Origin of the sequence: Patulibacter medicamentivorans, assembly GCF_000240225.1 — a bacterium.
GTDB classification, from domain to species: domain Bacteria; phylum Actinomycetota; class Thermoleophilia; order Solirubrobacterales; family Solirubrobacteraceae; genus Patulibacter; species Patulibacter medicamentivorans.
Map to the genome: position 1 here is coordinate 1 of NZ_AGUD01000245.1, position 11,301 is coordinate 11,301.

General features: G+C 67.9%; 9 protein-coding genes. 1 reads left to right on the forward strand and 8 read right to left on the reverse strand.

Annotated features, from left to right (window positions below; genetic code table 11):
- Positions 1-221: 221 nt before the first annotated feature.
- From infA to PAI11_RS24645, 3 genes are read right to left on the reverse strand one after another with little or no spacing between them, the layout of a single operon-like run.
- The gene (gene infA / locus PAI11_RS16950) at positions 222-440 is read right to left on the reverse strand and encodes a translation initiation factor IF-1 (RefSeq protein WP_007577037.1); all 219 of its coding nucleotides are present in this window, start codon (positions 438-440) and stop codon (positions 222-224) included.
- A gap of 49 nt (positions 441-489) precedes the next feature.
- Positions 490-783 (reverse strand): hypothetical protein, encoded by a 294-nt coding sequence (locus PAI11_RS16955; RefSeq protein ID WP_040600739.1) that lies wholly within the window; start codon positions 781-783, stop codon positions 490-492.
- Positions 780-4,958, reverse strand: coding sequence for a golvesin C-terminal-like domain-containing protein (locus PAI11_RS24645; RefSeq protein WP_138974382.1), 4,179 nt, complete (start codon positions 4,956-4,958; stop codon positions 780-782). The genes PAI11_RS16955 and PAI11_RS24645 overlap by 4 nt, the downstream gene beginning before the upstream one ends.
- A 406-nt stretch (positions 4,959-5,364) precedes the next feature.
- On the opposite strand from PAI11_RS24645, the gene PAI11_RS16965 reads away from it, so the two are divergent.
- Complete coding sequence (locus PAI11_RS16965) at positions 5,365-6,075, forward strand: helix-turn-helix domain-containing protein (protein WP_170320746.1); 711 nt, start codon at positions 5,365-5,367, stop codon at positions 6,073-6,075.
- A gap of 101 nt (positions 6,076-6,176) precedes the next feature.
- On the opposite strand, the gene PAI11_RS26450 is transcribed toward PAI11_RS16965, so the two are convergent.
- The 5 genes from PAI11_RS26450 to PAI11_RS16985 all read right to left on the reverse strand — a co-directional run.
- Positions 6,177-7,316, reverse strand: coding sequence for a hypothetical protein (locus tag PAI11_RS26450; protein ID WP_138974384.1), 1,140 nt, complete (start codon positions 7,314-7,316; stop codon positions 6,177-6,179).
- 9 nt (positions 7,317-7,325) lie between these two features.
- Positions 7,326-7,880 carry a hypothetical protein gene (locus tag PAI11_RS16975; protein ID WP_138974385.1) on the reverse strand — a complete coding sequence of 185 codons (555 nt, stop codon included), beginning with the start codon at positions 7,878-7,880 and terminating at the stop codon, positions 7,326-7,328.
- Between the two features lie 127 nt (positions 7,881-8,007).
- Positions 8,008-8,724, reverse strand: a complete 717-nt coding sequence (locus tag PAI11_RS26455) for a hypothetical protein (RefSeq protein WP_138974386.1) — start codon at positions 8,722-8,724, stop codon at positions 8,008-8,010.
- A gap of 25 nt (positions 8,725-8,749) precedes the next feature.
- Complete coding sequence (locus tag PAI11_RS26460) at positions 8,750-9,241, reverse strand: hypothetical protein (RefSeq protein WP_138974387.1); 492 nt, start codon at positions 9,239-9,241, stop codon at positions 8,750-8,752.
- 228 nt (positions 9,242-9,469) lie between these two features.
- On the reverse strand, positions 9,470-11,301 hold a 1,832-nt coding region (locus PAI11_RS16985; RefSeq protein WP_040600744.1), incomplete at its 5' end, for a transglycosylase domain-containing protein.

An 11,301-nucleotide genomic window follows, 5' to 3' on the forward strand; every position in this document is an offset into this window, starting at 1 on the left:
GGTCGCCGCCGGGAAGCGAGAGCAGTGCGCCAGCACTGCCGAGCGAACACGGTGGCGAGATCCGAAGCGTCCACGGACGCCAGGCGCCGCCCGCCGGGCGTGGATGCGAGGTGCGCGTAGACCAAGCAGGTCGGTGCGCGGAAGCGAGAGCCGTGCGCCAGCACTGCCGAGCGAACAGCGTGCCGAGATGCGCCGGTATACGCGCGCCTCGCGCCGCGCCCCTAGCGGTGGCGGTAGACGATCCGCGCGCGGCTCAGGTCGTACGGCGAGACCTCGACGCGGACCCGGTCGCCCGGGAGGATGCGGATGCGGAAGCGGCGCATCTTGCCGGCCACGTGGCCGAGCACCTCATGGCCGTTGTCGAGCTGCACCTTGAACATGGCGTTGGGCAGGGCCTCGACGACCTCGCCCTCGAACTCGACTTTGTCCTCTTTGGCCATATGGACTGACGGTAGCACCGAACGGGGGTTCGATGCCCTGTTCCCAAGGTCAGCAGGACTCGGCGATCTCGGCGAGCGCGCGGATCACCAGGACCACCACCAACCCCAGTGGCAGCGCCAACTGGAGGGCATCAAAGCCCTCGTCCGACGACCGCCGGTACCAGGCGACAGCGCCGGCGACTCCGCACCCACCGATGACGATGACGCCGCCCCAGAGGGGACCACCGGCTCCGCTCCCGGCGCCGCACCCGACGGCTGCCCCAGGCGCCACCAAGGCGACGAATGCCTCGACGGCCAACCCGCCGTAGACGACGCCGACGAGTCCGGCGAAGAACAGCTTCACGCGCGATCGGACTCCACGCGACGCAACCGCAGCGTACCTCTGCGCTCGATGACTTCCAGGGTGACGAGGCCGCTCCGCTCGGGCACCGCCCAACTGAGCACCCGCACGCGGTTCCGCGGTTCCGCGACCTTCAGCGACACGTGAGCGCGGCGCAGACCGGCCCCACGTACCTCCACCCGATCGCCAACTCGCAGCGGCGCTCCGAGCGACTGCGCCACAGCCGCCGAAGCTGCGGAACGTTCCACGCTGCCGCGCAACGAGCGACCACCCACACGACGCGGAGACGCCGAGCGAAGCACCCGGATACGAGCACGCCGACTGGAGCCCAGTTCGCGGTTCGCGATGCTTCTTCCTAGCGCACCACGGTCACAGGCCATCGCGTTGACTCCCGGACCGAACCACGTGTCACAGTTGCGCACACGATTGCCTAGGTCCGCTCGACCGGGCTTGCCAGAAGGACGCGCCGCCGACCGAGGAAGGGCGCACCCGGGGTTGCGGTAGTCGCAAGTACCCCACGGTTGGTTGAACATCGACTGCACGCCGGGGCTGCGGGGACTTCCGTCGCCGAGCGGCGCACCCGAGGCACCCCAATGCCCGGCCCAGTCGGGCCAGCCGCCCGTCCCGAGCGCGGGCATCGGCAATACCGCCGCCGGCTCAGCGTTCCGTCCCCAGGCCACCGCGCCGTCGTATCCCCGCTCAGGGCGATCGTTCATGGACTGATGACACGTAGACGGGAACTCGGAGCAGCCAAAGCCGTAGTTGGCATGGGAGCCATTGGCCACGAACACCTTGATCCTGCGCCCAACCGGCGCCTGCTCCGACCCGCACGAGCCCTCCTGATCCTGGATGTCGACGCAGGTGAGCGCATCGCGCAGGTAGCTGTACCAGCGGCCGTGGCCAGAAAAGGATGCGAACTCGAAGCTGTCGCCGTTCGGCGCAATCGCCACCGCCTCCCAGTCGCCCTGATGGTTGCCGATGTCCGTCCCATCGGAGAACGAGTTGAACCGATAGAAGAACCAGTACTCAATGAACTGGTACGCCGACTGGGCAGGAGCGAGGGAGTAGTAGATCGCCGACCGATCGGTCAACCCCGCCTCGCCACCGTTGCAGTCGAGGCGGCTACCCTGACGGCAGCCCTGATACGGGCTTGCGTATTGCCCCTCGTCATCCGACAGCGTGCGGTTGATATGGAGGAACGTTCGGTCGCTACGCCACTTCAGCAGATCGACGGCGGATTGGATCGGCGCACAGGTCGCGGTGTCGTCGCCGGCACCGAGCGTGTAGCGGCCCGCGAGGCCCTCAGGCGGATCGTGCTCAAACTCCCCCGCCGTCCCGACATCGTGGTCGTCGATACAACGCGCGTGCGTGGGCTGCCCGTCTGCCCCTCGTTCAGTCAGGAAGGACGGAACGTTCAATGGACGCCACTTCTCGCTGGTGTCGAAGAACAGCGCCGGCCGAAACGCCTTGGCGAGGTCGTCCTCCGGGCCCGTGGGCTGGCTCGCCACCCGCGTGAACGCGACCGAGTCGTAGGCCACCGTCGTGGTACCGGAGGCTGCGGCCGTGACGTTCGTCAACACTACCCGCGCGCCCGGTTGCAAGTCGTGCTCGCCCAAGGACATCCACCGGTTGGCGTGGAGGTGCTGGTTGAGCGATTTCGAGATGGTCGTCCCGTCACCCCGATCGATCGTGTAAGAAGCCGCCTCCGAGGACGCACCCGAACTTGGGATGTGGACCGACACCGCGTACCGCCCCGCGGTAAGACCCGCGGGCGTCCAGGTGCCAGTCACTCGATGGGTGAGATCTGTCGGTGGCCGATTGTGGGTGAAGAACGTGTGCCCACCGAAGCCGGCACCCAACTGATGCCAGTCGATCACCGCCACGCCTGATCCAAGCGTGACGTCGAAGCTCCCAGCGTTGGTCCAGTTTCCGCCGCCGCACCCCTCGACATTGAGATTCGTCGGCTGGTTGTCGACGACGATCGACCCGCTGGGCAGCGTCGAGCTACAGGCCGGGAGGTAGTTCGGATCGGTTGCGGGCTCGGGATCAGCGATCGCGTAGGTGAAGGCACTGGTGGTGCAGTTGGCGCTGCAATCGACATGCGTGACCGGCTGATTCCACCAGCACTTGCGATCGTCACGCATGCAGTAGCTCTTCGTCGGGTCAGCCGCGTTGACGTACGTCGGCGAGCACTCGTTGGCGCTCACCACGCAGAACGCGTCGTGCCCCGGAAGCGCGAGGAGCCCTCCCCGCGCAATGTTCGTCGGCTTGGCGTACGACGACCGGCCCTTGTAGTCCAGCAGCGGGGACTCCATGAAGCCAATCACTCGTTCCTGGTAAGGCCAGTCGGCCGGGTGAGCGGCGTCGGCATAGGTCACCCGGAGGAACGGAGTGCGCGCTGGGTCGTAGTCGGCGTTCTGCGGATTGTTCGTCCATCCGAGGCCCCACGGACTTCCCGTAACCTGAGCGTGGAATCCACTGTTGTAGGCCCAGATCGCGAAGTACCAGTTCTCCAGGTACGCGGGATTCCCGTTGTTCATCGTGATTCCCGCCGCCTTCAGCTGGTTCCACTTCTGCGCGAGGATCTGGAGGCCAGCGGCGATGTTCTCCGCGTAGTCGACGGCAACCTTGGCCTTGCCGTTGGCGCTGTAGGTCGGCGACGCCGCCGACATCGGATCGGTCACCTGCGACACGCCGTATCCACAATCGGCCTGGTCATAGTCGATCGAGTCGATGCCCCCGCCCGCGCCGTAGTAGTCGGACACGAGCGGGTTGCCCGAGAGCCCGGGAAGCGCGTGGAACGAGGCTTGCTTCCAGTTCGTCTCCTGCGCGTAGATCGCCTGTGCAACCGACGGCGGGATGGAGCCGCCGCCGGTGAGGGAGGTCGGGGAGAAGTCGTTGCTGGGCTGGTAGCTCGCCAAGCCCATGTTGAGGAAGTTGGCGGGCCTCGTGAGGGTTGCGCCCTTCAGGTTCCCCCGCACCGCTTGCTGGATGGCCCAGTCGACCTGCTTGGCGTTGGGCTGCGGGACCTGCCGCCGAAGGTCGTTGCGGGGCACAGCGCATTTCGGCGTCGTCGTGTTCGCAGTAGCCCCGCGTCCGCGAGCTCGGCGGGACACTGCCGGCAACCGCGTGACGACCGGGCGAGCGCCGCCCGGGAGCTTCGCAGTGACCCCCTGATCGGGACCGATGACGGTCAGCGGTACCGCCGGTAGGCTCGCAGCCCCGGCCTCATCGTGTCCGCCGATACGCGCCTTCTCCTCCTCGGCGACGCCCACGATCGCGTCGCCGTCTCTTGAGGTGGATTCGACGTCGGCGAGCGAAGCTGGCCATTTCCTCGTACGAATGCCGTTCGCCCGGCCCTGGAACCCCACCGCGACCGGGCCGGCCCCGCTCGACAACAGAGCTGTCCGCTGCAGCGGCCCACGAAGCAGCGTTCTGGCTCGCCCCCCAACGACCCGCTGCACCAGCGCTTCGTTGCCGCGCTTGGCGAGGAAGGTCGTCACGCCCCGCTTCACGCTGAGCCGGAACGCCACACCCGCCGCGCGGACGCGGTCCTCGACCCGCCCGCGACGAAGGGTGACGACGAGCGCCCCGTCCGCCGCCACCACCCGACCATGGGGGGTCGGAACGACCGACGTGACATGACCGCGGATCGAGGAATCCTCAAGCAGCTTCCCGGACGAGGCATCGACGATCCTGAGCCGCGTATCACGTCCGTCCTCCCCGAGATACGACGGAAGGGCGACACGATCTCCCTCACCGCAGCCCGGCGAGTGGTATTTCAGGGCGACGCCCGCGACGAGCGGTCGCACGCTCCCGCTGCGGGTGTCGATCGAGTAGGCCGTCGCACCGCCGTTCGCCAGACCCGGTCGGTTCGCTGCGTGCCGTGGAGCGATGACAGCGACGACATGACGGCCGTTGCCCGTGGTGCACTGATACCCGATCCACGAGTCATCCATCCGGCCACCTGGCCTGATTGCCGCGAGCTCCGCCCATCTCCAACCGGAACCGGCATTCGCTCGATAGACGCGATAGGCGGATGCGTCGCCGCGCCCGTAGTACGCCAGTTCGCCGGACTGATGCCCGCCAACCAGACGCGCGCTGGCGTTCCTCGCGCCCTGGTGTCCCTCGGCGATGGCCAACGGTCCGCCGAGAATCACGAAGAGCAGACCGAGCAACACCCCCACGCTCCGTGATCTCCCGAAGGCTCCGGATGGACCAGCGTGGTGGCAGGAGTTCCGCCACCCACCGTGCACCCCGTGCTGGTTCCAGCGCTGCGTCATCCGCCGATGATCGCGCTGGAGCCGCTCGCACATGGCGGCGAGTGTCAGGAGCCGAACATCTTGCCGGCCAGAGCCAAGCGTCCCGCAACTTCCGCCGAGGCGACCGGTTGATGCAAGGCGGACGCGGATCACCGGGTGACCTCGGCTGCGTGCCCAGGCACGGCCCCACCGCATAGCCAGCGCCCGCTGCGGGCGCAGGACCGCGCCCGTCACGGGCGATCAAACACAACGCAACAGACTTATGTACGGTACACGCCAGGTGCAGACCTCTGATGGCCAACCAGCAGCTCGGCATCGGCGCATGCACCTGCTCGACCTCGATCCAGAACTCGGGGCAGGCCTGCCGCCAGACGCGTTCGCCAAGGCTCGGGATGCGTGCACTGTGCCCGTTGCGCGGTTCGAGCCGAGCGCTTGGCGGGCGCCGTGGGGCCAGGACCGCTGGCGCAACTGCCTAGGCTTCCTGATGCTGTCCGGTGCGTCCCTTCGCCAGGCGACCATCGCCGGGAGGCGTCGCTCACTCGAGATGCTCGGGGCTGGTGACATCGCGCAGCCGTGGCTTCCGACCAGGACCGCCGACGTCGAGATCCTCGGACGGGTTCTCGAACCGACTTCCGTCGCCGTGCTCGATGGCCGCTACCAGCAGCTTGCCGCGCCCTGGCCCCAGCTAGGCGCCGCGATCGTCGGCCGCGCCCTGACCCGGACATCCTCGCTCGCGCTGCAACACGCCCTGTCCCAGGAGCCTCGCCTCACCACCCGCATCCACACGTTGCTGGCGCACTTCGCGCGGCGTTGGGGGACGGTGCATCCCGAGGGCATCACGATTCGTGCCCGCCTCTCGCATCAGCTGATCGCGGACCTGGTGAGCGCCCAGCGGCCGTCAGTCTCGGTCGCGATGCGGACCCTCGTCCAGACCGGGGTCCTGACGCGTGCCGGAGGCGGCCATTGGCGCCTGCTTGGAAGCGTGGAGGATCTCCTGGCCGATGAGCTGTTCCCTACCGGCTTGGCCAGTTGACGGCGTGCTGAGCGCCGCGCCAGGCTCGGCGACGAGAACCGGGAGTCTCCTGCGCTGCCGCCATCCCGTGCCTCATACAAACGCCAACTCCGTCGCTGGTCTCAGTCGGCTCCATCATCCAGCCGCGTAACTGCTGCGTGCATCGCACCCGGCGACGGGCCGGGCCGCAAGTCGAGACTCCACAGCCGCCCTCCGGCGGACTCGAGGTCGAGACTGCCCGGGCCGGACGAGACGCTGACCGATGTCATCCGGCGGCGGGTCACTCCCGTCCGATCCACTCGGGCGACGTAGACGCGCTGCTCGAACCCACCGCGTCGGGCGACGCTCTGCTGCCACATCGCCCAGAGTCGGCCCCCCGCCAAGGTGAGGATCCCCTGCGCGTCACCGACACCGCTGTTGAGCACGCCGCCGCGCAGAGGCTTCCAGCGGCCTCCGTCGGTGGACGCCACGATGCTCGTCCGCCAAGGGCGGCGCTCGGCGTCGTTGACCATCAGGAAGATCGTGCTGCCACGACGCACCGCTCCACTGAGCTGAGGTCCCATGCCGTGCCGCGTCGCCGGCGGTGCGATCTCTCGCCAACGACCGGCGCGAAGCCCCAGCACGCGCCTCCGTCCCGGTCGGCGCCCCACGGCCTCGAGCGTCAGCTCGAGGCCAGCTTCTCGCGTACTCGCGTGGCTCAACCTCGCGATCTGCGACGTGGAGGGGACCGGGTCGCCGACTCGCACCCAGCCAGTTCGGTCGCGGCGCAGCACCGCCATCGACTCCCCATCTCGAACTAGGAGATACAGCGCATTTCCCCGCGCCTCCAGTTGATTGAAGACCGCACCCGGTATCGCTACGCGCGGATCCGGCGCTGGGGACCATCCAGCCATGCCTCGACAGGTGACAACCGGACGTCCTCCCGTAGTGGCGTAGCCCACACACGGCTTGTGGCCGACGAGCGCCGCCTCGACATGCCCTGCTGTGTCCGGCGGCGCCGGGAGGCGCTCCGCGCGCCCCCACCCCCCGTTCACCGATCGACGCTGAACGAAGACCGCCAGCCGAGATCCGGGCGACTGCGTCGCCTCGGTCGCGAGCCACAGACTCTCCGGGGTGACCGCGAGATCTGCGTTGAGGACCAGATGAAGCGACCGGGCCTGCGCTCCCGAGGGCATGCGCGAAGCGCCGGTCGCATCCTCGCCGCAGGCGGAGCAACTGGCGGCGACGATCAGTCCCGCCGCCAGCGAGATGAGGTGGCGCACGCGCCGCTACTAGTTGCGGTACCGCGAGGACGCCTTGTTGTTCCAGGTGGCGCCCTGATACGGGTACCGACTCATGTTGTCGTCGCATCCGCCGACACCCGTATCGCCCGGGTAGTTGTAGCCCAGGCCCTGCGCATAGCTGTCGGACGCGATGTGACCGCTGTGATCTCCCATCTCGTAGGAACTCACCTGATCGTTGTAGGCGCCCGTGAGGTCGTACCAGACGTGGCGCCCGGTGAGCCAGAGCGACCAACCGCCGTACGAGTAGTTCTCGTACACCACCATCGCGTTCGGGATGACGCAGAAGGCTGGCTCGGATCCCGACCCGAACCGCTGCGGGGCAGCCTCCGAGCCGGTCGCTCGCGCCGCTTCCGCGGACGAACGGAAGCACGTCCCGACATCATCGGGCGCCCCTTGGACGCACGCCAGTCCCGCCTTCGCCGCCTCTTCGGTCGAGATCGGCTTCCCGTCCAGCTGGAAGGTCTGTGACGAGACCGAGGCTTGCGTGGCTGCCGCGCTCGCGACACCACCGGCACCAACCAGCACAAGCATGCCAAGCGCCACGGCCATCGTCAGCGACGTGGACCTGCTGCCCCTCTTGAAAACCGTCATAGTGTGCTTCGCGATCTCTTTGTCTTGTCTATAGCGGCAGGGTCGAGCGCCGCTGCCCCTGCGTGGGTCAGGTCCCGACTCACTGCAGGTCAGGAGAGAGCGGGATGTCAAGGCCGTGCCGCCCTCGATCGTCCACCCAGTTCAGCGTCCGGGGCAGTTCGCCGATCGACTTGCCAAAGCGAGCGCTATAGAAGTTGTCTCGAAGTCCGAGTACCCGAGTTCCCGCCCGGGTGGAAATCGAGACGTCCCGCGCATCGTCGGGAAGGAACCCACTTACGACCACTGCCGACGCGTCGCCGGGAACGGTCTCGTAGATGCGCAGGAGTTTCCCCTCCGCCAGCGCGCTCGCTGCCGTCCCTGTCACGTGATCATCGCCGACGAGCGCCACGGCGCCATTCTCAGCGGCGACGATCCACATCGGGCCGGCCCCGCTATCAACCCGTCGCGTGAGCCCACGCTTCAAGATCGGAAGGTCCGCGACCTCGGCGAATGCCTTCGGCAGGTCGTCGCCAGCCCGACGTGGCCGTCGGAACAAGGCAGATGCCAGGAGGGAACGACCTGCCGTCGCCTCCGCTGCGTTCGCACCCGCGGCTTCATTGGGCCGACCCGCGACACCGGATCGCGTGTCAGGCGGCACCGGCGTGGCGACAACGGTGGCAGCACCCCAGTCACTTGCACTTTCCGGGCCAAGGCCTCGCTCGTCGGAGGTCGCGGCGAACGCGATGCCGCCGCCAGCAGCGAGCATCGTCGTGATCGCGACGGTCGCCAGAAGTCGGCGTCTATTGCTGAGGTCCATGTGCTTGCTTCCCCTGAAGTCTTGGCTAGCCGTTGCCGGAGCAGAAGTCGGTCCATTGGGTCTTGGCGCACCCCAAGACGGTTTGATAGGAGCCGTTGTTGCCATTCGCTGACATGGGCAGCATGTGACTTGAAGGTGCCGAGGAGAGTTGCGTCCAGACCACGTATCCGAAGTCACAGATTCGTCCGTACTCGGTCCCCGTATCCTGGTTCCTGAGCTTCGAGCACCACCAACCTTCAGAGGTGTTCCCCGAGCCTTGGAAATTGTTGAACCAGTTGTCCTGCCCGGTCCCAACATGGCGATAGCTGTGGCGCTCGGTGAAGACACACCATGTGTTGGAGGGCAGGTTGTCGCATGCATAGGCCCGATACAGGGCCGCTGCGGTATCCACACGCGATACGAGCGACAGAGCGCACAGCGCTGACGCGACCAGCAAGATTGTCAAGGCGTATGCGCCTCCCCGCGAATGGCTATGTGCCGGCAGCGCTCCGCCAGACTGCGATCTATCGACAACCATGCCGCCACGATACGAATCGAACATCGCAGCGCGAGCGCACCGGTCAGGCTCCTTACACGGCTGAACTCGACGACGACTCACGGCGCTCCGCAGCGGTGGTCCCGATCCGGTCACAGTCGCAGAAGAACCCTGAGTATCGCGAGGCAGTCGGTCCTGTTCCAACCAACGTCCCGTCAGAATCACGCGGCAGCGCGACCGCGAACGGCTACGTCGTCTAGGCGTCGGCGCTCAGCGCGGCGGGTCCTGCGGCGGCGACTCGTAGAGGTTGCCCGGGTAGCGCCCCCGCTTGCCGCGCGGGGCGGCGCCGCCGGTGTCCGGCGTGGTCGAGCCGCCGCCGGCCGCGTCGGGCGTCGTGGTCGTCGTGCCGTCGGTGCTGCCGAGGTCGCCGGTGCCGTCGACCGGGTTGCCGTTCTCGTCGAGCGTCGCGCCGCCGCCGGAGACCGAGTGGTCGCCGGCGCTCTTGGTGCCGCTGAAGGGGACGAGGCCCTGGAAGTCGCCACAGAAGCTGCCGTGGGCGGAGGCCATGTAGTCGTGCCAGATCGGGCCCGGGACCGTCGCGCCCTGGATGTTGCCGCCGGCGGTCGTCGTCGACAGGATCGTGCGGCGGTCCTTGGGATAGCCGACCCAGACGGCCGTCGACATCCGCGGCGTATAGCCGACGAGCCAGACGTCGGAGGGGCCGTTCGTGGTGCCGGTCTTGGCACCCGCCGGGCATCCGAAGTTGGCCGTCGACGCGGTGCCGCCCTCGATGTCCTTCTTCAGGATCCGGGTGACCTCGCTGGCCACCGGCGCGCTGATCGTCCGCGGGCGCTTGACCGGTTGGGGATGATCGACCTTGCCGCTCGGCCGCACGACCTTGGTGATCGCCCGCGGGTTGACGCGCCTTCCGCCGTTGGCGAACGTCGCGTACACCCGGGCCATCTCGAGCGGGCTGACGCTGGCGGCGCCGAGTGCCTCTGAGGGCAAGCTCTGGAGCTTGGTGGTGATGCCAAGCTTGTAGGCCATCTTCGAGACGTTCTCCGGCCCGACGTCGAGGTCGAGCTGGAAGAAGACGGTGTTGACCGACTTCAAGGTCGCGGTTACGAGATCCATGCTGCCGCTGCCACCCTCGTGCGCGAAGTTGTGAATCTCACCTGACCCGTACTGCGGGGGGATCGGGAAGGTCGACGGCGCACTGTAGGTCGTGCTCGGGCTGAAGCCCTGGGCCAGCGCCTCGGCCAGCACGATCGGCTTGAAGGTCGACCCGGGCTGCCGCCGTCCCTGCAACGCCAGGTCGTACTGGTTCTGCCCGAAGACCGCCGACGACGCGGCGGCCTGGATGTCGCCGTTCCGGGGGTCGACGGTGACGACGGCCGACGAGGGGTCGCCCGCCGCGGGGTTGAGGTGCGCGGCGATCGCCTTGCGGGCCAGCGCCTGCTTCTTCAGGTCGATCGTCGTGTAGACCTTGAGCCCGCCCTGGGCGACCGTCTTCTCGCCGTAGAACTTGATCAGCTTGGCGCGGACGTAGTTGAGGAAGAACTGCTCGCGGCGCTTGGCGTAGTAGCCGCCCTTGGTGATGCCCAGCGGCTCGTCCTGGGCCGCGGTCGCGGCGGCGGCGGTGACGTACCCCTGGTCGGCCATCCGCTTGAGGACGTCGTTGCGGCGGGTCAGCGTCGCCGACGGGTTGCGGTACGGGTTGTACTGCGAGGGCGCCTGGGGCAGGCCGGCGATCATCGCCGCCTGGGCCAGCGTCAGCCGCTTCGCCGTCGTGTTGAAGTAGACGCGGGCCGCGGCCTGGACGCCGTTGATGTTCTGGCCGTTGGGCGCGTTGCCGTACGGGGCGGTGTTGAGGTAGGTCGTCAGCACCCAGTTCTTGCCCTCGCGGCCCGGATGGCGCTTCTCCAGCTGGTCGGCCAGCTTCGCCTCGCGGATCTTGCGCTTGTAGCTGTCGTCGCGGTCCCCGGTGTAGAGGTTGCGGATCAGCTGCATCTCGAGCGTCGACGCGCCCTCGACGTTGCCGCCGGAGGTCAGGTTGCGGGTCGCGGCCCGGAAGACGCCCTCGACGTCGACGCCGCCGTGCT